The 23,293-nt window shown below is 58.5% G+C and carries 25 protein-coding genes and 1 riboswitch; of the genes, 16 read left to right on the forward strand and 9 right to left on the reverse strand.

Annotation, left to right across the window (positions count from 1 at the left end; genetic code table 11):
• Positions 1-340: 340 nt before the first annotated feature.
• Entirely contained in the window at positions 341-1,000 is a 660-nt protein-coding gene (locus SynPROS91_RS00530; RefSeq protein ID WP_186517473.1) for a DedA family protein, read from the forward strand.
• Between the two features lie 76 nt (positions 1,001-1,076).
• On the opposite strand, the gene SynPROS91_RS00535 is transcribed toward SynPROS91_RS00530, so the two are convergent.
• Complete coding sequence (locus SynPROS91_RS00535; RefSeq protein ID WP_186517475.1) at positions 1,077-1,457, reverse strand: single-stranded DNA-binding protein; 381 nt, start codon at positions 1,455-1,457, stop codon at positions 1,077-1,079.
• A 136-nt stretch (positions 1,458-1,593) separates the two neighbouring features.
• On the opposite strand from SynPROS91_RS00535, the gene SynPROS91_RS00540 reads away from it, so the two are divergent.
• The 7 genes from SynPROS91_RS00540 (at position 1,594) to SynPROS91_RS00570 (ending at position 7,926) form a co-directional block, all read left to right on the forward strand.
• Positions 1,594-2,646, forward strand: coding sequence for a rod shape-determining protein (locus SynPROS91_RS00540; RefSeq protein WP_304623027.1), 1,053 nt, complete (start codon positions 1,594-1,596; stop codon positions 2,644-2,646).
• 5 nt (positions 2,647-2,651) lie between these two features.
• Entirely contained in the window at positions 2,652-3,395 is a 744-nt protein-coding gene (gene mreC / locus SynPROS91_RS00545) for a rod shape-determining protein MreC (protein WP_186517479.1), read from the forward strand.
• A gap of 3 nt (positions 3,396-3,398) precedes the next feature.
• Positions 3,399-3,902, forward strand: coding sequence for a rod shape-determining protein MreD (locus SynPROS91_RS00550; RefSeq protein WP_186517481.1), 504 nt, complete (start codon positions 3,399-3,401; stop codon positions 3,900-3,902).
• Positions 3,899-5,221 carry a sugar ABC transporter substrate-binding protein gene (locus SynPROS91_RS00555; protein ID WP_186519264.1) on the forward strand — a complete coding sequence of 441 codons (1,323 nt, stop codon included), beginning with the start codon at positions 3,899-3,901 and terminating at the stop codon, positions 5,219-5,221. Before SynPROS91_RS00550 ends, SynPROS91_RS00555 begins: the two co-directional genes overlap by 4 nt.
• Before the next feature lie 88 nt (positions 5,222-5,309).
• Positions 5,310-6,077 carry a response regulator transcription factor RpaB gene (rpaB, locus tag SynPROS91_RS00560; protein WP_186517483.1) on the forward strand — a complete coding sequence of 256 codons (768 nt, stop codon included), beginning with the start codon at positions 5,310-5,312 and terminating at the stop codon, positions 6,075-6,077.
• A 71-nt stretch (positions 6,078-6,148) separates the two neighbouring features.
• Positions 6,149-7,618, forward strand: coding sequence for a lysine--tRNA ligase (gene lysS / locus SynPROS91_RS00565; protein WP_186517485.1), 1,470 nt, complete (start codon positions 6,149-6,151; stop codon positions 7,616-7,618).
• Between the two features lie 44 nt (positions 7,619-7,662).
• Positions 7,663-7,926: a hypothetical protein gene (locus tag SynPROS91_RS00570; protein WP_006042532.1), complete on the forward strand. Its 264-nt coding sequence runs from the start codon at positions 7,663-7,665 to the stop codon at positions 7,924-7,926.
• Between the two features lie 22 nt (positions 7,927-7,948).
• Here the strand turns inward: SynPROS91_RS00570 and SynPROS91_RS00575 are convergent, their stop codons facing one another.
• From SynPROS91_RS00575 to egtB, 4 genes are read right to left on the reverse strand one after another with little or no spacing between them, the layout of a single operon-like run.
• Positions 7,949-8,434, reverse strand: coding sequence for a hercynine metabolism protein (locus tag SynPROS91_RS00575; protein WP_186517487.1), 486 nt, complete (start codon positions 8,432-8,434; stop codon positions 7,949-7,951).
• On the reverse strand, positions 8,431-8,664 hold the full coding sequence (locus tag SynPROS91_RS00580) for a hercynine metabolism small protein (protein WP_186517489.1): 234 nt from the start codon (positions 8,662-8,664) through the stop codon (positions 8,431-8,433). The genes SynPROS91_RS00575 and SynPROS91_RS00580 overlap by 4 nt, the downstream gene beginning before the upstream one ends.
• A 27-nt stretch (positions 8,665-8,691) precedes the next feature.
• Positions 8,692-9,672: an L-histidine N(alpha)-methyltransferase gene (gene egtD / locus SynPROS91_RS00585; protein WP_186517491.1), complete on the reverse strand. Its 981-nt coding sequence runs from the start codon at positions 9,670-9,672 to the stop codon at positions 8,692-8,694.
• Entirely contained in the window at positions 9,669-10,901 is a 1,233-nt protein-coding gene (egtB, locus tag SynPROS91_RS00590) for an ergothioneine biosynthesis protein EgtB (protein WP_186517493.1), read from the reverse strand. The genes egtD and egtB overlap by 4 nt, the downstream gene beginning before the upstream one ends.
• A 97-nt stretch (positions 10,902-10,998) precedes the next feature.
• Here egtB and SynPROS91_RS00595 point away from each other — a divergent pair, with 97 nt between their 5' ends.
• Positions 10,999-12,990, forward strand: a complete 1,992-nt coding sequence (locus SynPROS91_RS00595) for a phosphotransferase (RefSeq protein ID WP_186517494.1) — start codon at positions 10,999-11,001, stop codon at positions 12,988-12,990.
• Here the strand turns inward: SynPROS91_RS00595 and smpB are convergent.
• Entirely contained in the window at positions 12,984-13,478 is a 495-nt protein-coding gene (gene smpB / locus SynPROS91_RS00600) for an SsrA-binding protein SmpB (RefSeq protein ID WP_186517503.1), read from the reverse strand. The genes SynPROS91_RS00595 and smpB overlap by 7 nt on opposite strands.
• 64 nt (positions 13,479-13,542) lie before the next feature.
• On the opposite strand from smpB, the gene ruvB reads away from it, so the two are divergent.
• The 6 genes from ruvB to thiC all read left to right on the forward strand — a co-directional run bounded on the left by ruvB (position 13,543) and on the right by thiC (position 19,051).
• Positions 13,543-14,622: a Holliday junction branch migration DNA helicase RuvB gene (ruvB, locus tag SynPROS91_RS00605; protein WP_186517505.1), complete on the forward strand. Its 1,080-nt coding sequence runs from the start codon at positions 13,543-13,545 to the stop codon at positions 14,620-14,622.
• Positions 14,619-15,428: a tetratricopeptide repeat protein gene (locus SynPROS91_RS00610; RefSeq protein ID WP_186517507.1), complete on the forward strand. Its 810-nt coding sequence runs from the start codon at positions 14,619-14,621 to the stop codon at positions 15,426-15,428. Before ruvB ends, SynPROS91_RS00610 begins: the two co-directional genes overlap by 4 nt.
• Positions 15,425-16,600, forward strand: a complete 1,176-nt coding sequence (locus SynPROS91_RS00615) for an amidohydrolase (RefSeq protein WP_186517509.1) — start codon at positions 15,425-15,427, stop codon at positions 16,598-16,600. Before SynPROS91_RS00610 ends, SynPROS91_RS00615 begins: the two co-directional genes overlap by 4 nt.
• Positions 16,597-16,827: a DUF3188 domain-containing protein gene (locus tag SynPROS91_RS00620; RefSeq protein ID WP_186517511.1), complete on the forward strand. Its 231-nt coding sequence runs from the start codon at positions 16,597-16,599 to the stop codon at positions 16,825-16,827. Before SynPROS91_RS00615 ends, SynPROS91_RS00620 begins: the two co-directional genes overlap by 4 nt.
• Before the next feature lies 1 nt (position 16,828).
• Positions 16,829-17,455 (forward strand): HEAT repeat domain-containing protein, encoded by a 627-nt coding sequence (locus tag SynPROS91_RS00625; RefSeq protein ID WP_186517513.1) that lies wholly within the window; start codon positions 16,829-16,831, stop codon positions 17,453-17,455.
• A gap of 41 nt (positions 17,456-17,496) precedes the next feature.
• Positions 17,497-17,605, forward strand: a riboswitch (TPP riboswitch).
• Positions 17,606-17,653: 48 nt separating this feature from the next.
• Entirely contained in the window at positions 17,654-19,051 is a 1,398-nt protein-coding gene (thiC, locus tag SynPROS91_RS00630; protein ID WP_186517515.1) for a phosphomethylpyrimidine synthase ThiC, read from the forward strand.
• A 241-nt stretch (positions 19,052-19,292) separates the two neighbouring features.
• On the opposite strand, the gene tkt is transcribed toward thiC, so the two are convergent.
• From tkt to acpP, 3 genes are read right to left on the reverse strand one after another with little or no spacing between them, the layout of a single operon-like run.
• On the reverse strand, positions 19,293-21,302 hold the full coding sequence (tkt, locus tag SynPROS91_RS00635) for a transketolase (RefSeq protein WP_186517517.1): 2,010 nt from the start codon (positions 21,300-21,302) through the stop codon (positions 19,293-19,295).
• A 48-nt stretch (positions 21,303-21,350) separates the two neighbouring features.
• Positions 21,351-22,598, reverse strand: a complete 1,248-nt coding sequence (gene fabF, locus SynPROS91_RS00640; RefSeq protein ID WP_186517519.1) for a beta-ketoacyl-ACP synthase II — start codon at positions 22,596-22,598, stop codon at positions 21,351-21,353.
• Positions 22,599-22,606: 8 nt separating this feature from the next.
• The gene (acpP, locus tag SynPROS91_RS00645) at positions 22,607-22,849 is read right to left on the reverse strand and encodes an acyl carrier protein (protein ID WP_038014040.1); all 243 of its coding nucleotides are present in this window, start codon (positions 22,847-22,849) and stop codon (positions 22,607-22,609) included.
• A 148-nt stretch (positions 22,850-22,997) separates the two neighbouring features.
• On the opposite strand from acpP, the gene psaC reads away from it, so the two are divergent.
• The gene (gene psaC / locus SynPROS91_RS00650; RefSeq protein WP_007099573.1) at positions 22,998-23,243 is read left to right on the forward strand and encodes a photosystem I iron-sulfur center protein PsaC; all 246 of its coding nucleotides are present in this window, start codon (positions 22,998-23,000) and stop codon (positions 23,241-23,243) included.
• Positions 23,244-23,293: the final 50 nt, after the last annotated feature.

Here is a 23,293-nt window from a genome sequence, read left to right on the forward strand (position 1 = left end):
ATTGTTCTTGTAAATGTTTATAGGGGTCGGCAATGCTTCGTTGCGCCTTGATGACCCTTCGCTTTCCTGGTCAATAAATATTTGCGGAGGTGTTGTGAGGTCTTAGTTTTGTCAGCAGAAAAAAGCTGTAAAGCTGCCGTTTTGTTTTGAGGAATGACTCTGCTCTTGAGTTTGGGAAATGGCTCAGACTCCTGCGTATCAAATGATTCCTTGCTGAACCGAAGGCAGAGATATTTCTCCTTTTTCTAAGTCTGATTCTGTTGTGTGAATCACATCGTTGCGGAGGATTCCGTTTGGCAGGAAAGTGTGAAACAATGGCATCACTTTTTAATCGTTGTTGATGGGTCTGTCTGAACTGATTACTCAGCTTCCAGAGCTGATTGGACAGGCCGTTGAGGCGAATCAATGGTTGGGATATGGCGCCATTTTTGCGGCCATGTTTCTGGAAAATTTGTTTCCTCCGATCCCTTCAGAGTTGATCATGCCTTTGGGTGGGTTTTATGTGCAGCAAGGGCAATTGCAATTTATTCCAGTTGTCCTTGCCGGTTTGATCGGAACGGTGTTCGGAGCGTTGCCTTGGTATGGCATCGGCCGGCTGATCAACGAACAACGCATTGAGCAATGGCTCGATCGGCATGGCCGCTGGATCGGTATTAGCTCTGAGGAGTTGGCGCGGAGTCGCCGCTGGTTTAGCCGCTACGGCACAGCCCTTGTGTTTTGGGGACGGTTGGTGCCGGGCATTCGCACCCTGATTTCGGTTCCTGCAGGGATCGAGCTGATGCCGATGGCTCCATTTTTGATTTGGACCACAGCTGGAAGCCTGATCTGGACGCTGTTGCTCACCATCGCTGGCATGGTGCTCGGCGAGGGTTACAGCAATGTGGAGGTCTGGATCGACCCCGTTTCCAAAGTGATCAAGGTGGGCCTGGTGGTTGCCGTTTTGGCTGGTGGGATCTGGCTTGCCCTCAGAATTTGGCGTCGCCGTCAGTCGGCCGACTAAGCAGTCATACGAGCCAGCAACCGGCTGTTGTGAGCCCCTCCACCCGGGGGGCAGCCAGTTGCCATGGCGGGCTGATTCAGAAGGGAACCTCTTCGTCGCTCGGGCTCCCCCCTGCGAATCCCCCGGATCCCGCTTCGCTGTCGCGTTTGGAGCCCAAGAGTTCGAGGCGATCAACGCGAACAACAGGTTTGCTGCGCTCTTCGCCGCTATTTCGATCGGTCCAGCGATCCAATTTGAAGCTGCCGATGATGCCGAGGAGTGATCCTTTTTTGACGTAATCGGCAGCAACCTGGGCCTGTTTGCCCCAGATCTCAAGGTTGAACCAATCCGGTTCATCGTCGCGGCTGCGACGATTCACGGCAATGGTCAGGTTGGCCACCATGCTTCCCGATTCGAAGTAACGAACTTCGGGATCTCGGCCGGCTCGGCCGACCAGGGTTACGGAGTTGACACCCATAAAGGTTTAGTTCTGCGTGGATCAATGATGCGCCACGGTTGTCGTAGCTGCTTTTAAGGAGTTCCACCCTCAGCGCTGGATGTATCAGCCGGTGCATGACACCCCTCCTAAGATTCGTCGACTTGTGCCCCACTCAGTGCTTTTTCGTCGGTTTCAGCTCTCCCGTGACATCGGTATCGACCTTGGCACTGCCAACACCCTGATTTATGTCTCCGGCAAGGGGATTGTCTTGCAAGAGCCTTCAGTGGTGGCCATTGATCTGGAGAGGGGGGTGCCCCTGGCCGTTGGCGATGAAGCGAAGCTGATGCTGGGCCGTACGCCCGGGAACATTCGTGCGGTGCGGCCACTGCGCGATGGCGTGATCGCTGATTTTGATGCGGCTGAGCAGATGCTCAAAAGCTTCATTCAGAAAGGCAACGAGGGGCGAGGGATCATTGCTCCTCGCTTGGTGGTGGGCATCCCCAGCGGTGTGACCGGTGTGGAGCGCCGCGCCGTGCGAGAGGCCGGTCTGGCCGGTGCCAGAGAAGTGCATCTCATTGATGAGCCCGTGGCCGCGGCAATTGGTGCTGGTTTGCCGGTCACGGAGCCCGTTGGCACGATGATTGTGGATATCGGTGGTGGAACCACTGAAGTAGCGGTTCTCAGCCTCGGGGGCACTGTGCTGAGTGAATCCGTTCGCGTTGCCGGTGATGAAATCAGCGATTCGATTGGAGTCCATCTCAAAAAGGTTCACAACCTGGTGGTGGGTGAGCGCACCGCCGAAGACATCAAGATTCGAATCGGCTCCGCATTCCCCGATAATGACTTCGATCAGACGGTGATGGATGTGCGTGGCTTGCACCTCCTATCTGGTTTGCCGCGCACGATTCAGCTCCAAGCCGGCGACCTTCGTGAAGCCATCGCTGAGCCACTCAACGTGATTGTGGAGGCCGTGAAGCGAACGCTCGAACGCACCCCCCCCGAACTAGCAGCCGACATCGTCGATCGCGGGATCATGCTCGCTGGTGGTGGGGCCCTGGTGAGGGGGATTAGCGACCTGATCAGCCATGAAACAGGGATCTTCACCCACATTGCTGAAGATCCGCTGCTGTGTGTGGTGAATGGCTGCGGTCAGGTGCTTGAGGATTACAAACGCCTGCAGCGTGTGCTGGACACCCCCGAATTTGTTCGTTCTGCTTCGAGCCTCTGATCCCGATGGGCTCCTCGCCGTGGCCGCAGGGAACGCGTTCCCGGAGCCTCAAACGAATCTGGCCTTGGCTTGCCCTTCTCGGCGTTCTGGGAATGGTGCGTTGGAGCAAGGGCGCTGGTTTTGCGGATGGCTATGCCTTGCTCACGCGTCCGTTTTGGCCGGGTTCAGCTCAGAAACAGTGGATCCAGGCAGCGCAGCAGCAGGACGATGCCACCCGTTTGCAATTGCTCGAGGTGGATAACGCTCGCTTGCGAGGGCTGCTTTCACTGGATCGTCAAGGCGCCAGCACTGCAATTTCTGCTGCTGTGATCTCGCGAACGCCTGAAGGCTGGTGGCAGCAGATCGTGCTTGGAAAGGGGGTGTTGGATGGCATCAAGCAAGGTGATGCGGTGATCGGTCCGGGTGGATTGATTGGCCGTGTTCAAAGTGCCACCCCAGCGACAAGCCTTGTTCGCTTGCTCACAGCCCCTGGAAGTCGAGTTGGCGTTTGGGTGCCGCGGACCCGTCAACATGCCTTGTTGGTGGGAATGGGAACAGCCCGTCCTGAATTGAAATTCATCGACAAAGACGTAAAGGTCCGACCTGGTGATTTGGTGAGCACCTCGCCGGCTAGCACCCTGCTGCCTGCGAACCTTCCGGTGGCCGTTGTGCAGTCTTTGAACTCCAGGGCGGTGCCGGCTCCCACGGCTTTGGTTCAGTTGATTGCGCCTCCGGATGCGATCGACTGGGTGCAGGTGAGTCGGCGCTGATCGATGGCTCGTCTTCACAGCCAACCGATTTGTGTTGCTTCCGGATTGTTGGTGCCGTTGATCAGTTTGGCGGCACCGTCATGGCTGAGCTTGGGTGGTGTCTTGCCGAGCTGGGCGGTGTTGTGGCTGCTGCCTTGGGCCCTCGTTGATGGACCGGTATCGGGTGTGATTGCGGGTGCGGCGATGGGGCTTGTCCTGGATGGTCTCAGTGTGGGAGATGCCAGCCAGGTGCCCGCTTTGATGCTGTTGGGCTGGTGGTGGGGACGGCTTGGGCGGCGGGGACGACCGATTCAACGCAGTCTCAATTTGGGGTTGCTGGCTTGGATCGGCACGATGCTGCTTGGGCTGAGTCTTTGGGCGCAGCTGTTGGTTCAGGGTGTGAATGCTCCTCTGGCCCAAGCCTTTGCATTGCATACCTGTTTGGCTCAAGGTCTGATGACGGGCCTGATGGCCCCGATGATTGGGTCTTGGCAACTTCTGATCTGGCGACGGCGCACTCCCGCATGATTCAGCTCACTTCGCATCGCCATAGCTCCTATCGGCGTAGATGGCTCGCCTTGGCGCTTGTCAGCACGTCGTTGCTGATCGGGGGATGCCGGCGTAGCGAAGCTCCAGAAGGAGCTCTTCAGCTTTGGACGTTGCAATTAGCGCCCAAGTTCAACACCTACATGGAACAGGTGATTGATCGCTGGGATGCTGATCATCCCGATGCACCGGTGCGTTGGACCGATTTGCCTTGGGGCTCGGTGGAACGGAAGCTCCTGGCTGCAGTGTTTGCGCGCACCGCTCCGGATGTGGTGAATCTCAATCCCCCCTTTGCGGCCAATTTGGCAAGCAAGGGTGGGTTGACTGATCTCACGCCGCTGTTGCCGCCTGATGCCGCTCAGCGCTATTTGCCTTCGGTGTGGCGTGCAGCACGCGATCCAAAGACTGGTCAAATTGCCGTCCCCTGGTATCTCACGGTGCGGCTCAGCTTGGTCAACCAGCAGCTGCTACAGCAGGCTGGCGTGAGTTCGCCTCCCCGTCGTTGGGAGGATGTCCCTGCCTTTGCTCGCCAAATTCGAGAGCGAACAGGACGTTACGGCCTCTTTGTCACGGCAGTGCCCGACGACTCCGCCGAATTGCTGGAGTCGATGGTGCAGATGGGGGTGATGTTGCTGGATGACAAACAGCGAGCTGGATTCGACTCGCCCGAGGGGCGCAAGGCGTTTGCGTTTTGGACCGATTTGTATCGAGAGGGGCTTCTTCCTAGGGAAGTGGTCAGTCAAGGCCAGCGACGGGCGATTGAGCTGTACCAAAGCGGCGAGCTCGCGTTGCTGGCCAGTGGGGCTGAATTTTTACGCAGCATTCAGACCAATGCGCCTGGTGTGGCGGCGGTGACCTCCCCGCAACCGCCTCTCACAGGAGGCGATGGCACCGCCAACGTGGCGTTGATGACGCTTGCGGTCCCTCGCCAGAGTGAGCGGCCGCGAGAAGCGTTGTCTTTTGCCCTCGATCTCACCAATGGACCGAACCAAGCGCGCTTTGCTCGCGAGGCCAGGGTGTTGCCCTCCTCCCTGGAGGCTCTCAGGCAGGTGCGTGCTGAGCTTGAAGCCGAGCGTCCTGCAACCCCAGAGCAAGCTCAAATTCGCGAGGCAAGGATTCTCTCTGCCAAGACGCTGGGGCGGGCGAGGGTTCTTGTCCCTGCGACGCCCGGGGTAAAGCGTCTTCAAAGCATCGTGTACACCCAGCTTCAGCGGGCGATGTTGGGTCAGATCAGCAGTGATGAGGCGGTGCGTACGGCGGCTGAGCAGTGGAACCGTTATTCAGAGGCGCGATGGCCGTAATGGAGCCAGTGGTTGGGTCGAATCGAAAAATTGCTCACGCACGGTTCACCCCGACCGGTAGAGTCGCTTCTCTTCACATTGTGTTCCGATGCCCACAGATGGGCCTTCTGTAAAAGGAACCATTCTTGTGGTGGACGACGAGCCCGCAGTCAGACGGGTTCTGATCATGCGTCTGCAATTGGCTGGTTACAACGTCGTCTCGGCTGAGGATGGAGAGCAGGCGTTGGAGATGTTTCATAACGAAGAGCCTGATCTCGTCGTCCTCGACGTGATGCTTCCAAAAATGGATGGCTTTGCTGTTTGCAGGCGCTTACGAGCTGAGTCCTGCGTGCCAATTATTTTTCTCTCGGCCTTGGAATCCATCTCGGAACGCGTGGCTGGCCTTGACCTCGGAGCTGACGACTATCTTCCAAAGCCCTTTAGCCCAAAGGAACTTGAAGCGCGCATCTCCACAATCCTGAGACGGGTGGGGTCCGGCGCTGCTACCTCCGAGCCTCGAGAGATCCCCAGTGGTCAAGGTGTGATGCGAGTTGGAGACTTAGTGGTTGATACCAATCGCCGTCAGGTGAACCGAGGAACCGAACGCATCGCCCTCACTTACACAGAATTCAGCCTTCTTGAATTGCTGTTTCGCGAGCCGGGTCATGTGGTGCCTAGGGCCGAAATTCTTGAACAGCTTTGGGGTTATCCGCCCCGGCGTGCGGCTGATCTCCGGGTTGTTGATGTATACGTTGCCCGTCTTCGCGGCAAGCTCGAACCCGACCCCCGCAACCCCGAGCTGATCCTCACCGTGAGAGGCATTGGCTATGCGTCCCAACGCATGGGTGAGCCCGCAGGAGCATCTGCCGCAGTTTGATGAATTTGGAGTGATCTGTTCGCTCTCGTGCCCGCCGCGGGGCAGGATGGCGCCCGACTGCTTCTTCTCTCTTGTCTGAACTTCGTGAGACCCGCTTGGAGAAGGCGAATGCTCTCAAAGCACAGGGGCAAGAGCCGTATGCGCTGCGTTTTGATCTCACTGATCGCATGGCTCGCTTGCAAGCCGATCATGCTGATCTTGCGAACGGCACCGAGCGCGACCTAAAGGTTTCGGTTGCTGGCCGGGTGATGACCCGCCGGGTGATGGGCAAGCTTGCATTTTTCACCCTGGCGGACGAAACGGGAACGATCCAGTTGTTCCTGGAAAAAGCAACGCTTGGAGACAGCTTTGCTCAGCTCAGTTCCTTGGTGGATGCCGGAGACCTCATCGGAGTTCATGGCAGCTTGCGGCGCACAGATCGCGGTGAATTGTCCGTGAAGGTGAGTGAATGGCAGATGCTCACCAAGTCTCTTCAGCCTCTGCCAGATAAATGGCATGGCCTCGCGGATGTGGAGAAGCGCTATCGCCAGCGCTATCTGGATTTGATCGTGACGCCGCAGTCCCGTGAGACGTTCCGGCGTCGGGCGATGGCCGTGAGTGCAATCCGCCGTTGGTTGGATGAACGCGACTTTCTAGAGATCGAAACACCGGTCTTGCAGTCCGAGGCCGGAGGCGCTGAGGCGCGACCGTTCATCACGCATCACAACACCCTCGATCTGCCTCTCTACTTGCGGATTGCCACGGAGCTCCATCTCAAACGGCTCGTGGTGGGTGGTTTTGAACGGGTGTATGAGCTTGGGCGGATCTTTCGCAACGAAGGGGTGAGCACGCGCCACAACCCTGAATTCACGTCGGTGGAGGTGTATCAGGCCTATGCCGATTACAACGACATGATGACGCTCACCGAACAGCTGATTGCTTCGGTGTGTGAGCAGGTGTGCGGTACAACCCGCATCAGCTACCAGGGCGTGGACGTGGACCTGACGCCGTCTTGGAGGCGCGCCACGATGTATGAACTTGTGCAGGAGGCCACTGGCCTTGATTTCGCCAGCTTCAAGACCCGTGAGGCGGCTGTGGAGGCGATGCGAGCCGCCAATCTCCCGGCGCCGGATAAGGCCGACACCGTTGGACGGCTCTTGAACGAAGCGTTTGAGCATGCTGTGGAACCGAAGTTGATCCAGCCCACCTTTGTGCTCGATTACCCGCAGGAAATTTCACCTCTGGCTCGTAAACATCGCAGCAAGCCCGGCCTAGTGGAGCGGTTTGAGTTGTTCATCGTGGGCCGAGAAACGGCCAATGCCTTTAGTGAGCTCACGGATCCTTTGGATCAAAGAGGGCGTATGGAGCTCCAGCAGGAGCGTCGTGCTGCTGGAGATGTGGAAGCCAGCGGAGTGGATGAGGATTTCATCCAGGCCCTCGAAGTGGGGATGCCCCCCACTGGTGGACTTGGAATCGGGATTGATCGCTTGGTGATGCTGCTCACCGATAGCCCCTCGATTCGGGATGTCATTGCCTTTCCGTTGATGCGACCGGAGGGGTGACCTGTCAGCATGGATAATTAACCCAGTGGCAGGGTCCAATTCCGATGAGTGGTGAGCGCGTAGGTTTCCGCTTCAAACACGCCGATGCGGTGGTCAAGCGCAATCCGCAGGGGCGGTCCCGTCGAGGATGGGTGATGGAACCAGTGGAGCAGACCACGAGCCGAGGCACCAAGATGCCCGCTTATCGAATCCGCTGGCGTGACAGTGAGCGGCCTGAAATTGTGCTTCAGCACATGCTGATCGCTGATCCAGACCCCACCCCTCCACCTGAAAATGTGAGCCTCGAGCCACCCGCACCCAAGGCTTGATTGAGAGCCATTGCAAGCTTGATTAGCTGAGCCCTTTGCTGCGCCTCAGCTCTTCGAGCTCTTGTTGTGCTTCGAATAGGGCCCAATCCTCATCCAGGCGAAGCCTTGATGAGGATTGCTGTCCTTGACTTTTAAGGCTGTTGAGCTGCTCTTCGAGTTCGGCGAACTGAAGGCCCAGGGCCTCGAACTCGTTCCAGAGCTCGCGACCTTGCTGCATCAGACCAACAACATGCTGATCAGCCCGTTGCGCGAGTTCAAGGGCGCCAGCCCCACGTGCTTTCTCGCCCCGCTTTGTCCAGGCTTGGACCTGTTCGGCGAGCGTGAGCAGTTGGCGGCGTAATTCCCTCGCTTGGAGTTGCTGCTGCCCGCGACGATTGTGAAGATCCCTTTGGCGGTCTTGAAGGTGCTGTTCCTGCAGTAATTGATCCTGGCTGGGATTGCTGCGCAAAAACTGTTCCAGCCGTTCTTCCAGGCTGCGTTCGAGGTTGTCCAGCCAGGTGGGGCTCATGGGATTGGATCCGGTGCGCTCGTGATCAATGGAGCTTCGATTTCCTGCTCCAGCGGATTGATCGCACCTTCCCGTGAACGGAGCAATAGCTGGGTGAGACGGGCGACCGAGCCCTCCCCGAGCTCAAGAGCACCCAAACGATCGAAGGCGTTGCGGTACACCGTTTCCAGCTCTTCGATCAGGGTCTCTCGTTGTAAACGGACTGTGGCCCGTTGCTCGTCGCGACTCATGGCTCAGCAGGGATGAAGGTCTGGATCTCAGTCTGTGGCTTCTAGGAGATGTAAGGAGAGATCGTCATCTGGATCATGCCAGCGGCGCACCCAGCGCCATCCGGCCTGTTGCGCTAACGCAACAGCGCGTTCAGGGCTGTATTTGAGGCTGTATTCGGTGATCAGTGGTTCATCGCACCTGAACGTCCAACTGTGATCGGCGATCCTGACCACTTGGTCGCAGCTGCTGATCAAGGCCATCTGCACCCTCTGCTGGTCGGCTTGCCAACGCGCTTGGTATTGAAAGGATTGGGGGTCAAAATTCGCTCCTAAATCGGCATTGAGGCGATGCAGCAAGTTGCGTGCAAAGGCGGCTGAGATGCCAGCGGCGTCGTTGTAGGCCGCTTCGAGGCGGACCTTGCTCTTGGGTTGGTCCAGACCAAGCAGGAGAGGTCCCCCCTTCAGCAACTGCTTGAAATGGCGGAGTAGCCGGACGGCATCGTGCTGCTCAAAATTGCCGAGCGAGCTGCCGGGAAAGAAACCGATGCGGCGTTGATCTCGCAGCAATGGGTGCTCAGGCACTGCTTTAAGCGTGCTGTGATCGCAGCAAATTCCCAGCATCGGCACCCCTGGGTGGCGTTGCTGCAGAGCTGCGGTGGCCTTGCCTAGATGCTCGGCACTGATGTCGAGGGCCACGTAGGCGGCGGGATGGATCGCGTCGAGAAGAGGCCCTACTTTTTGGGCGCTGCCAGCCCCGAATTCAACAATCACCCCTCCACCGATGGCTAACGCAATCTCGGGGGCAGCCAACTCGAGCAGAGCAATTTCGGTGCGCGTGAGGCTGTATTCGGGTTGCTCACAGATGCGATCGAACAGGCGTGAGCCCTCCTCGTCATAGAGAAACCAAGCCGGGAGTTGGCGGGGACAACGATTGAGCCCGATCCGCACGAGCTGTTCCATATCCGCTGCTGGCGGATGGAGGTCGATCAGTTCGGGTTTTTGATCAGTCTGTTGAGAGGTGGTGGTCATCGGGCCAAGCGCAGGCCAGCCGCCATCCAGCGGCTAGAGGGAGCAAAAAAATTGCGGTAGGTGTTGCGGGCATGCCCCTCTGGGGTGAGCTGGCTGCTGCCCCGCAACACAAACTGGGAGGTCATGAATTTGCCGTTGTACTCGCCCACAGCTCCTTGCGCTGCTTGAAATCCGGGATAGGGCCGGTAGGGACTTGCGGTCCATTGCCAAAGCTCAGCATGGCTTTGCTTGAGCTGCAGCCCGTGCTCCTGGGCGGCCATCTCCCATTCGGCCTCCGTTGGTAAGCGGGCTCCCGCCCAACGCGCGTAGGCATCGGCTTCAAACCAGCTGAGATGACGCACAGGGCGATGGTCTTTTAACGGGCAGCGGCCTGCCAGGGTGAATTCCCAGGCCCAAGCTTGCTGTTCACCACACTGCGCTTGGCGCCAGTAACGCGGTGCTTTCCACTGCCGCTCTGTGCGGATGGCCCAGCCTTCACTCATCCAGAGTTCGGGGCGCATATAGCCGCCGTCCTCGATAAAAGCTCTGTAGTCGCCGTTGCTCACTAAGCGATCGGCCAGGTCATAGGGCTCGAGCCAAACGCGATGCCGTGGTTCCTCATTGTCGAAATGGAAGCGATGGGCGTTGTTGGTGCTGCTGTGTTGTTGGGTGTCTTGACCGATCTCCACCAGCCCCCCCGCACACTGCAGCCAAACGGGAGTTGTCCCATCGTTGGGAGAGGCTTTGGGCTCGTGCCAATCCGTTCGGTAAGCCGGTTCCAAGGGCTGACGGCTGAAGGCATCGAGAAGATCCATCAACATCAACTCCTGATGCTGTTGCTCGTGCTGAAGGCCCAGTTCCACGAGCTCCAGCCAGGGGGAGGTGGAATCTCCTTTGCGTTGGAGCAGGTTTTCCAGGGCCTGGTTCACCTTGTGCCGCCAAGCGATCACCTCTGCCATTGGTGGCCTGCTGAGTAAGCCCCGTTGCGGTCTGGGTTGCCGAGGACCAACCGCGTCGTAATAGGAGTTGAACAGATAGTTCCAGCGGTGATCTGCCCCTTCGTAACCAGGGCAATGGGGGATCAAAACAAAGGTTTCGAAAAACCAGGTGGTATGAGCGAGATGCCATTTGGGTGGGCTCGCATCGGCCATGCCCTGGAGGCAGAGGTCTTCGGCTTCAAGCGGCTCAATCAACACTTCGCTGGTGCGGCGCACGTACATCAGCCGGCTGAGCAGCGTGCCGGAGTCCATGGCAGGTTGTTGCTCGGGACAGTGACCTTAGTGAGGCCAAGCTGGAGGTGCTTTCGTACAAGTCCCCCTAGCATCAGCCCATGGAGGCAATGTCGTTGTGATCGGCACTCTGCTGGCTGAGCGCTATCGCTTGGATCAATGTCTGACGTCAGACAAGTGCGCACCCCAGGGCAAGCTTTGGCGTGGCGCCGATGTATTGGCTTCAGATGCTCCAGTGGCACTGCGGCAGCTTCAAGATCCTGAGGCGCAAGACCGGTTTCGTCAGCTTTGGCCAGCGATGCAATCTGTGCTTCACCCGCTGATCCCACGATTCGGAGGACTGCTGGAGGACTTGGATTCGCTCTGGCTGGTGAGGGAGTGGCAAGAAGGATCCAGCTTTGGGCAGATTCAGCAGCAGCGGCGCGAGCGTCAGCTGGTGTTTGGTGGCGGCGAAGTGCTGCTGTTGTTGCGTCAGCTCCTCCCCGTGTTGGGCGTTCTCCATGGCAAGGGACTGGTCCATGGCGACATCAATCCGAGCAATCTTCTGCGCCGTGATCAGGATGGATTGCCGGTTTTGCTGGATTTTGGTCTGCTTCAAAACCTGGGTACCGCTCCGCTCCTAGGCGCCACGGCCAGCTATGCCCCGAGGGGGCAAGGCCGCGGCGAGATGGCAGCGCCATGGATGGATTTGCATGCTTTGGGTGTGACGGCCTTGACGTTGCTGAGCGGGCGGGCGCCTGAGGCTTTGCTGCCGGTGGATGCCAGCGAATGGCAATGTCCCCCAGGCCTCGAAATCCATGAGGGCTTCCGCGAGGTGTTGGAACGCTTGCTCAGTGAGGTTCCAGGGCGTCGTTTTGAGCAGGCAAGGGAGGTTTTACAGGCCTTGAAAGCGGTTCCCATGCCTGAATCGACCGGTCCGATGCCGAGTTCTGAGCGAACGGTCGTGCTCGCGCCTGTGGTGCTGGATTCTGCTGAAGTCCCTGCTGCCCTTCCGCAGGCTGTTGGCTCGCCTTCCTCCCAGCCTCGCCGGCGTCAGCGCGCCGATGAGCGCGAAGTGGCGGCAGAAGGACGGCTATGGCCTGTGGTGATTGCCCTGTTGTTGTCGGCGGTGGTTGGCACGGCTATTGGCTGGTTCCTTCTCAGCCGCGGCAATGCTCCATCTGGTGTGCCATCTACGGATCGAGATGTGGTGGGCCGCTCGCCGACGGCCAGCCTTCCGCCAGCAGAGGTGGATCAGCGTCAACAACTTCTCAGTCGATTAACAGCTCTGCAGGTAAACCGCAGCTGGTTTTTGCAGGTTGTGGATGCCAGCTTGTTAGCCCGTTTCCCGGAGCGGAGCGGTCGCTTACCCAGTGATTCCCTTGAAGATGCTCCCCTGCGCAAGGTTTGGAACGAGCTAGCCAACGAGTGGTTAGCCAGGGTGGAGCAGTTGCCTCCAGGCTTGCGCAGTCGACTGGGGACACTTGATCCAAAGGATTGGCAGACCCAGCGTCAGGCCCTTGTTGCTCAAGGTGTGAATGACAGGGTGGTGGAGCAGATGGTCTCTGTGGCGGCCAACACCCTGCTGCCGGGTGTGGCCTTTGGGACCAAGCCACCCGATCCATTCCGGCAGCTTTGGTACGCCGCTGCCTTGCGCAGTCTGGAGGAGGTGAAGATTGAAAGGGTGAAGGCAAGGTCTGAGATCGCCACAGTTCTGTCCAGTCGAGTACCAGCCGATAGCGCCCGCCTGATTTCGATTGAGGTTCCAGCCAATCGTCGGCTGGTGCTCGGCATTAACGGAACACCGTTGATGCAGATGACCGTCTATGCCGCTGACGGCTCTGTGGCTGCCGAAAGGGGGCCTTTGCGAGTGGTCACCCTGGCGGCTGATGTGGGCACACCTGTGCAGGTGCTCGTAACCAATGAAGGCGTCGCCTCCGGCCTGCTGACCCTGTCTTGTCGAGCAGACCTGCCAAGGGTGGATCGCAATCCGATTGCCGATCCGGCGACTGGAGCGCAGGGACCGATTGAAGCGTTGCCAGAACCTCCTGGCCCGAAGCCAGCGGGCGTGAACGAGAACGTCTCCCAGGAGCTATCCGATCAGCCAGAAGCGGGGCTGCTGAGTCAGTAGCGGGCTATGGCGTCCCGGGTTTCTTTCTTGACCTGCTTGTCTTTGGCAGCGGCCCGCTTGTCATGGAGCTTGCGTCCCTTGCCCAAGCCGATTGTCAGCTTGATCCATGACCCCTGCAGGTGCAGGTTGAGGGGAATCAGGGTGAGCCCTTTTTGCTCCAGGTGACCCCGTAATTTGTCGATTTCGCGGCGATGGGCGAGGAGGCGCCTCACCCGCAGTGGCTCGTGATTGAAATAGCGGCTGGCATGGGTGTGCGGGGAGATATGAACGTTGTGAAGGTGCAGTTCTCCGCGCCTGATCAGGCAGAAGCCATCGCGAAGATTGGCCTGCCCAGCACGCACCGACTTCACCTCGGTCCCCAGAAGTTCGATTCCCGTTTCTAGGGTTTCGAGAATCTCGTACTGGTGCCTTGCCAGTCGGTTGTCGGCCAGCAGGCGATTGGCCGCTGCTCTTGCCGCTGCACTCTTCTTGCCGCCTCCCTTGCCCATCTCGCGTCAGGCCCCACGGCCGATCGGTCTCCCGACCTTATCCAGCTATCGGTACCCTGCGAGCATGGCGATTGTTTCTTCCAACGCTGGATCCTCCAAGGGAGCTCCCCGACCGAAGCCGTCGCGGGTGGTGGATGCAACGTGCCAACAGGATGAAACGGCCGAGCTGAGCGCCACGAAGGAAGACGGCCTGAGGCCGCGTCGTTTTGACGATTACATCGGTCAGCGCGAACTTAAGCAGGTGCTTGGGATTGCCATTCAGGCGGCGATGGGTCGGGGTGAGGCCCTCGACCATGTGTTGCTGTATGGCCCTCCGGGCTTGGGTAAAACCACCATGGCGATGGTGTTGGCAGAGGAATTAGGGGTCACCTGCCGGATCACCAGCGCTCCGGCTCTGGAGCGTCCACGCGACATTGTTGGCCTGCTCGTGAATTTGCAGCCGAAGGAGGTGCTCTTTATTGATGAGATTCATCGGCTCACCCGCGTTGCCGAAGAGCTCCTCTATCCGGCAATGGAAGACCGACGCCTCGATCTCACCGTTGGCAAAGGCAGTACGGCGCGAACGCGTGCCTTGGAGTTGCCGCCCTTCACCCTGGTGGGCGCCACCACAAGGGCCGGTGCACTCAGCTCTCCCCTGCGCGATCGCTTTGGACTGATTCAGCGGCTGGAGTTTTACGGACAAGACGATCTCCAAGCGATTGTGATGCGGGCGGCTGGTCTGTTGAAGCTGCAGCTTTCCCCGGAGGCTTGCGCCGAGATTGCCCGACGTTGTCGGGGCACCCCCCGGATTGCTAACCGTCTGTTGCGCCGGGTGCGGGATGTGGCCTGTGTGCGTGAGGTGTCTGGCTGCATCGATGTGCAGTTGGTGGATGAAGCGCTCACGCTGCATCGTGTGGATGGCAAGGGCCTTGATGCCAGTGACCGTCGCCTTTTGGAACTATTGCTTCAGTCCCATGGCGGCGGTCCCGTCGGTCTCGACACCTTGGCCGCGGCGCTTGGTGAGGATCCCACCACCCTGGAAGCGGTGGTGGAGCCCTATTTGCTTCAGCTCGGCTTTCTACAGCGCACTCCCCGGGGACGGGTGGTTACGCCCGCTGGCCGAGGCCATCTGGGATGGCCCGCGGATGAGGGAGATGCGGCATGAGCTTTGATCTCAAGCGTTGGTTCTCCGTTTTGTTAGTTGCCTTCGGGGTTGTGGCGCTGCTTGGGGCTGATCCAGCTTTTGCTGAATCGCTTCCTAATGGTCAGCACCGTCAATTGTTTGAACAGGCCCTGCGCTTCAGCCGTCAGGGCGACCCGCAGAGGGCCCTCGAGGGATGGGATCGGGTGCTGGAGCTGGCTCCGGATGACGCTGCTGCCTGGAGCAACCGCGGCAATGTTCGTTTGGTTTTAGGTGACACCGAGGGGGCGATCGCTGATCAAACCAAGGCGATCGAGCTCGCCCCAGAAGAATCGGACCCCCACCTCAATCGAGGCACGGCTGAGGAGGCCTTGCAGGATTGGACGGCAGCCGAGCAGGATTACAACTGGATTTTGAAGCGGGATCCTCAAGATGCTTCGGCGCTCTACAACCTCGGCAATGTGCGTGGCTCTGAAGGCGACTGGAAATCCGCTGAAAGCCTTTATGGGCGTGCCGCTGAGGCTCGTCCTGGGTTTGCGATGGCGCGCTCCAGCAGGGCGCTGGCTCTTTACCAACTTGAGGCCTTTGACGACGCTGAGCGGGAGATGCGCAACTTGATCCGTCGTTATCCGATGTTTGCGGATGCGCGCGCTGGTTTAAGTGCCTTGCTTTGGATCCGTGGCTCTAAGGGCGAGGCCGAAAGCAACTGGGCGGCGGCTTCTGGCTTGGATCCCAGTTATCGCGAAGCCGATTGGTTGCTCCAGGTGCGGCGCTGGCCGCCACGCCCTGTTGCTGATTTACAGCGTTTGCTGGCTCTGGAGAGTCCATGACCACCACTACACCTCTTCTAAAAGCAAGGCTTGAGGCGATCTTGCCCGAGTTGATCGAGCTGCGTCGCCATCTCCATGCGCATCCGGAACTGAGCGGGGAAGAACACCAGACCGCGGCCCTCATTTCTGGAGAGTTGCGTCAGTGCGGCTGGCGTGTTCGTGAAGGGGTGGGGCGCACCGGTGTGCTGGCGGAGCTTGGGCCTCAGAGCGGTCCGCAGTTGGGTTTGCGTGTGGATATGGATGCTTTACCGGTGGAGGAGCGCACGGGTTTGGCCTATGCCTCCCTGCGGCAAGGGGTCATGCACGCCTGCGGCCATGACTTGCACAGTTGTATCGGCTTGGGGGTTGCGCGTTTGTTGGCGCAGGAGGCGTCCTTGCCAGTGGGGATGCGCCTTTTGTTTCAGCCTGCTGAGGAGATTGCCCAAGGTGCCCGCTGGATGCGCTCTGACGGTGCCACTGATGGTCTCAGCGCCCTGTTTGGCGTGCATGTGTTCCCATCTTTGCCTGTGGGCACGATCGGACTGCGCAGCGGCAGCCTGACGGCTGCTGCTGGTGAATTGGAAATCGAAGTGATCGGTGAAGGCGGTCATGGCGCGCGGCCCCATCAATCCGTTGATGCGATTTGGATTGCAGCACGGGTGGTTTCGGGATTGCAGGAGGCGATCAGCCGTCGCTTGGATGCTCTTCATCCGGTGGTGGTGAGCTTCGGGAAAATCGAAGGAGGCAAGGCCTTTAACGTGATTGCCGATCGGGTCACCCTCCTCGGCACGGTGCGCTGTCTTAGCGCTGATCTCCATGAACGGTTGCCAGCTTGGATTGAGGAAACGGTCCAAGCCATTTGTGGCAGCTTTGGCGCTACCGCCCTGGTTCGCTACCGCTGCATTGCACCGCCCGTCCGCAATGATCCCGCCCTCACCGCCTTGCTAGAGCGCAGCGCCGTTGACCAATTGGGGGCCGAGAATGTGCAGCGCCTGGACCAGCCTTCGCTCGGTGCCGAGGATTTTGCAGAACTGTTGCAGGACGTTCCCGGCAGCATGTTTCGCCTGGGGGTGGCCGGTCCTGATGGATGTGCAGCGCTCCATAACGGTCATTTCAATCCTGAGGAAGGAGCCTTGGGCGTGGGAGTGCAGGTTTTAACCGCAGCGATGTTGGCTTGGACACCCACGCCATGAGCCGTTCAACCCGCACCAGAATTCACATCGTTTTGTCGCTTGCGGCGCCGCTGATGGTGCTGCTCGGGGTGTCGGCGATGCTGCAGCGAGAGGGACCCGACCGCTGGCAAGCACTTCCTGCCATTGTTGTGGGATCTGGTTTGGTGATCCATGCCGTGGTGGGTCGTCGTTATCGCCGCCATCAATTGTTGATCGCCTTGCGCACCACCCGCTCTCAGGAGGATTGAGATGGCTAGTACCCCTGAACAGACTGCACCCAATCCTGAGGAGCTGCGGGCAGCGATCGCTTCTGGTGATCCTGTTCAAGCGATGCCAGCCCTTGCCAAATTGCGAGCGCTGCCCGATTCAGAGAACGACAGTGTTGTGATTCCACTGTTGATCCTGGGCAGTAAGCAACAGGCATTTTTAGTGCGCTCCCTGAGCTGCAGTGGCCTGGGCTACCGGCGCAATGAACAGGGCTGGCAGGTGCTGATTGGTCTGGTTTCGACAGACGACGATCCCAATGTGCGCGCTGAAGCGGCCAATGCCTTAGCGAGCTACGGGGTGGAGCGGGCCTGGCCCCTGTTGCGCGAAAGCTTTGCGAAGGATGGCGCTTGGTTGGTGCGTTGCAGCATCCTTTCCGCTCTCGCTGAGCAGCCCGAAATGAACCCGGCTTGGTTGCTGGACCTTGGCAGGGAAGCGATCGCCGATGCTGATGGCACCGTGCGGGTGAGTGGGGCGGAAATTTTGGCTCGGGTCCTGCGCGAGCAGGCCGGAAACGCCAATGGCTCTGAAGCCAGGGCGTTGCTTCAGCCGTTGCAACAGGACGCTGATCACCGTGTGGTGGCTGCTGCGCTGAATGGATTGCAGCCTTAAAAGGAGAAGTGCACCAGACCTGAAAAGCGTTGCTAGCTTTCAAACACCACTAGGGGTGCCCTGGCGTTCATTGCGATCGCTGGGGCTGAGATCACACCCTCTGAACTTGATCCGGGTCATGCCGGCGCAGGGAAGTGAAGGATGTGATCTTTGGCTGTTTGGTCGGCTCCTGGCAATTCCGCTGCTGCTGCTAAGAACATGCGTACTGACTGGGTTTCTGCTCGTAAGGGCCAGGCCAATGTGTCTCAGATGCACTACGCCCGTAAGGGTGTGGTGACTGAAGAGATGGCCTATGTGGCCACGATCGAGAACCTTCCGGAATCGCTTGTGATGGAAGAGGTGGCGCGGGGTCGGATGATCATCCCCGCCAATGTCAATCACACCAATCTGGAGCCGATGGCGATCGGCATCGCCAGCAAATGCAAGGTGAACGCCAACATTGGTGCGTCTCCCAATGCATCGGATGCAGCGGAGGAGGTGAACAAGTTGAAGTTGGCCGTGAAATATGGCGCCGATACGGTGATGGATTTGTCCACCGGCGGGGTAAACCTGGATGAGGTGCGGACGTCGATTATTGGTGCCTCATCTGTTCCGATTGGCACGGTGCCTGTGTATCAGGCCTTGGAAAGTGTGCATGGCTCGATCGAGAAACTCGATGAAGACGACTTCCTGCACATCATCGAAAAGCATTGCCAACAGGGCGTTGATTACCAGACGATTCACGCTGGCCTGTTGATTGAACATCTCCCCAAAGTGAAGGGACGTTTGACTGGAATTGTGAGCCGAGGCGGCGGAATTTTGGCCCAGTGGATGTTGTATCACCACCGTCAAAATCCTTTGTTCACCCGCTTTGACGATATTTGCGAGATTTTTAAGCGCTACGACTGCACTTTTTCGCTGGGAGATTCACTCCGTCCTGGCTGTCAGCACGATGCCTCCGATGCTGCGCAGCTTGCTGAACTGAAGACCCTGGGAGATCTCACCAGGCGGGCTTGGAAGCACGACGTGCAGGTGATGGTGGAGGGTCCAGGCCATGTGCCTCTCGACCAGATTGAGTTCAACGTGAAAAAGCAGATGGAGGAGTGCAATGAGGCTCCCTTCTATGTGCTCGGTCCGTTGGTGACTGATATCGCCCCTGGCTACGACCACATCACTTCAGCGATTGGTGCGGCAATAGCTGGTTGGCATGGCACCGCAATGCTCTGCTACGTGACGCCGAAAGAGCACTTGGGTCTTCCCAATGCAGAGGATGTGCGCGAGGGGCTGATTGCGTACAAGATTGCAGCCCATGCTGCGGATATCGCCCGTCATCGGCCTGGTGCTCGTGATCGGGATGATGAGCTGAGTAAGGCACGTTATAACTTCGACTGGAACAAGCAGTTCGAACTGTCGCTGGATCCAGAGAGGGCAAAGGAGTATCACGACGAAACCCTGCCAGCAGACATCTACAAGCAAGCCGAGTTCTGCTCGATGTGTGGACCCAAGCACTGTCCGATGCAAACCAAGATCACGGATGAGGATTTGGCGGGACTGGAGCAAGTGCTCAAGACCCAGGGTGCTGCGGAATTGGTTGGCGTGAAACAGGACAAGCTGTGAGCTTTGGCCTCAAGGGCCTGCGGCCTTGAGGATCACTCTTTCAACCCTGGTGTCATCGCCGGGGTTTTTTGTTGGCTTGGCTTGGGGCTACATCTCTTTTTTAGGTGAGTTACCTTCGGTTTGTTGCCCCATGGAGTGGACACCATTTGGGTGGGTGGTGGCGCAAGCGAAATAAAAAGCCCTCCTTGCGGAGGGCGGGAAAAGCAATGCTCTTGTCTGTTGCGAAATGGGTCGCTAAAGATCAGCCCAGCAGACCCTTTGACTTGGCAACGACGTTCTCGACGGTGAAGCCGAACTTCTCCATGCAGGTGCCGCCTGGAGCTGATGCCCCGAAGCGGTTCATGGTGATGCTGTCGCCGTCGAGGCCGATGAAGCGGTGCCAGCCAAAGGTTTCAGCGGCTTCCACCACGATGCGCTTTCGCACAGCGTTGGGGAGAACTTCTTCCTTGTAGGCGTCACTTTGCTCGTCGAACAGTTCAACGCAAGGCATCGACACCACGCGTACTTTTTTACCCTCTGAGGTCAGCTGTTTGGCAGCTTGAACGCAGAGATCGAGTTCTGTGCCTGTTCCGATCAAGATCAGATCTGGTGTGCCTGCACAGTCTTCGAGGATGTAGCCACCAAAGGCGACTTTCGCGATCGATGAGTTGGCTTGGTTGGCCATGCCTTGACGGCTGAGGCACATCGCGCTGGGGCGGTTCCGATTCTCGATAGCCAGCTTGTAAGCACCGCTGGTTTCGTTGCCGTCACCAGGACGGAACACCAGCATTCCTGGCATGGCACGCAGGGAAGGGATGGTTTCGATCGGCTGGTGAGTCGGTCCGTCTTCTCCTACACCGATGGAATCGTGAGTGAGCACGTAAATCACGCCCAGCATGCTCAGGGCCGACAAGCGCATGGAGCCGCGCATGTAGTCGGCAAAGACCAGGAAGGTGCCGCCGTAGGGGATTAAGCCGCTGTTGTGATAAGCGATGCCGTTCAGTACAGCTGCCATGGCGTGCTCGCGCACGCCGAAGTGGAGGTAGCGCTTCTCTGGGGTTTCGGGCTGATAGGAGCCTGTTTCCCCAGCGATGTCGGTGTAGTTGGAATGGGTGAGGTCAGCGGAGCCGCCGATCAATTCGGGCAGGGTGGCACCAAGAGCGCCAAGACAAATCTGAGAGTGCTTCCGTGTAGCGAGGCCTTTGTCGTCTGCGGTGTAGGTGGGCAGGTTCTTGTCCCAGCCCTGGGGGAGTTCTCCGCGCAGCATTCGCTCGAATTCAGCAGCTTCAGTGGGGTATTTGCTGCGGTAGTTCGCCAAAGCTTGATTCCACTCGGCTTCCTGAGAAGCGCCACGTTCTACGGCTTGGCGGTACTGGTTGTAGGCCTCTTGAGGAATTTCGAATGGGCCGTGGGTCCAGCCCAATTGCTTGCGTGTGAGCTCAGCTTCCTCTTCTCCAAGAGGGGCGCCATGGACACCAGCCGTATCACTCTTATTTGGTGATCCGTAGCCGATGGTGGTTGTCACCTTGATAATCGATGGCTTGTTCGTGACGGCCTTGGCGGCCTCTATAGCCTTGGCGATCGCGTTCACATCGGTGTCGCCGTCGGCTACGTGTTGGACGTGCCAGCCATAGGCCTCGTAACGCTTGAGAACGTCCTCGGTGAAGGACACATCCGTGCGTCCATCGATGGTGATGTGATTGTCGTCGTACAGGGCAATCAATTTGCCCAACTTGAGGTGACCGGCCAGGGAGGCTGCTTCTGAAGCCACGCCTTCCTGATTGCAGCCATCACCCATGATCACGTAGGTGAAGTGGTCTACAACTTTGGCGTCTGCCTTGTTGAATTTGGCGCCTAGGTGTGATTCGGCAATGGCCAGGCCCACGGCATTGGAGATGCCTGCGCCAAGGGGGCCGGTGGTGACTTCAATGCCAGGGGTTTCAAACGTTTCCGGGTGGCCTGGCGTTTTCGAGCCCCACTGCCGGAATTGTTTGATGTCGTCGATGGTTACCGAGTCGTAGCCGGTGAGGTGCAGAAGGGCGTACTGGAGCATGCAGCCATGCCCGGCTGAAAGTACAAACCGATCGCGGTTAAACCACTTGGGGTTTTTGGGATTGTGCTTCAGAAACTTGTCCCACAACGCGTACCCCATCGGTGCGCAGCCCATGGGCAAACCGGGGTGACCGCTATTGGATTTATTGACGGCATCAACGGCCAGCATGCGGATGCTGTTGACGCAGAGCGTGTCGAGAGAAGCGGTTGCGGCGGCCATGGAGTGAAGAGGAGGGGGGAGGAGTTGGGGATTGGACTGAGCTTGGGATTAGCTCATGCGTCGGAAGGCGAGGCAGACGTTGTGACCACCGAAGCCGAAGGAATTGGACAGCACTGTTCTTAGTGTTAGTTCACGAGCCGTGTTCGGCACAACATCTAGATCACATTCGGGGTCCGGATTGTTGTAGTTGATGGTGGGTGGCACCACACCGTTGCGCAGTGCGAGCACACAGGCCACAGCTTCGATGCCGCCTGAGCCCCCGAGCAGGTGGCCCGTCATCGATTTCGTTGAGCTCACCGGAATGTCATTGGCACGACTGCCTAGAGCACTCTTGATGGCTGCGGTTTCGTTGCTGTCGTTTGCAGGTGTACTGGTGCCGTGGGCGTTGACGTAGTCCACACTCTCAGCAGCGATTGCGCCATCTTCAAGAGCAAGGCGCATGGCGGCAGCGCCACCGACGCCGCCTGGAGTAGGAGAGGTGATGTGGTGGGCATCGCAGGTGGTGCCGTAACCCACGATTTCCGCCAAAATCGTGGCCCCGCGTGATTCGGCGTGGGCAAGGGTTTCAAGGACCAAAATCCCTGAGCCTTCTCCGATCACGAATCCATCCCTGGTTTTGTCGAACGGTCGACTCGCACTAGCAGGATCGTCGTTACGGAACGAGAGCGCCTTGGCACTGGCGAACCCCGCCACCCCAAGTGGAGTGATGGCTGATTCGGCACCGCCGCAAATCATGGCGTCGGCTTTGCCCAACTGCAACAGCTGGAAGGCATCACCGATGGCATTGGAGCCTGCGGCACATGCGGTAGCAATAGCTGAGCTAGGACCTTTAGCCCCAAGGGCGATCGCAGCAAGCCCGGTGGCCATATTTGGAATCATCATCGGCACCGTGAAGGGGCTGACGCGACCAGGGGCTTTGTCTTTCAGCACATGGGCTTGGGTTTCCATGGTGAGAAGACCGCCAACCCCAGAACCGATGCTGACGCCAATGCGATGGGCATTGTCTGGGGTGATCGTGAGGCCAGAGTCGGCGAGAGCTTGCTTGGCAGCCACCACACCGAATTTGCAGAAGCGATCCCAGCGTTTGGCGTCTTTGGGCTCAATGAAGCCACTGGGATCAAAATTCTTGACTTCAGCAGCGAAGCGACAGGCGTGCTGCGCTGCATCAAACAAGGTGATCGCTTCGACGCCGTTCTTTGCGGAGGTCAAGCCCTCCCAATAGTTAGCGACGGTATTGCCGATCGGTGTAACAGCACCGAGGCCCGTGACCACGACGCGCTGGAGACCCTCCACCATGCAGATCCTCAGGCTTGCTTGTCTTCGATGTATTTGACGGCATCGCCAACCGTGGCGATTCCTTCGGCGGCTTCATCGGGAATTTCGATGTCGAAGGCTTCCTCAAGAGCCATCACCAACTCGACGGTGTCGAGGGAGTCAGCTCCCAGATCGTTCTGAAAGTTGGACTCAGGTTTGACTTCGCCCGCATCGACGCTGAGCTGCTCCGTAACGATCGAACGGACTTTTTCGAGGATCGATTCCTGGGACATGGCCGTGCAGACGTGACGCCGCATCTTACGGCTTGCCCCATGCTCATCCACGTGGCGTTAACAACGGTGACGGCAGGCCTGCGTGAATGGCTCAGTGGCACCCGCAACGGGTACCTTTATTTCAAGTCATCCGCATCGGAACGGGCACATGTCCCACGCCGTCAAGATCTACGACACCTGCATCGGTTGCACACAATGTGTGCGTGCTTGTCCCCTAGACGTCCTCGAAATGGTGCCTTGGGACGGCTGCAAGGCGGGCCAAATTGCATCGTCTCCGCGAACAGAGGATTGTGTGGGCTGCAAGCGCTGCGAGACCGCCTGCCCAACAGATTTCCTCAGTATTCGGGTTTATCTCGGGGACGAAACCAGTCGAAGTATGGGCTTGGCCTACTAACGCCAACTTTTATACCCATAGGATCAGCCCGGCTAAGCCGGGTTTTTTTA

Origin of the sequence: Synechococcus sp. PROS-9-1, assembly GCF_014279775.1 — a bacterium.
Taxonomy (GTDB): Bacteria; Cyanobacteriota; Cyanobacteriia; order PCC-6307; family Cyanobiaceae; genus Synechococcus_C.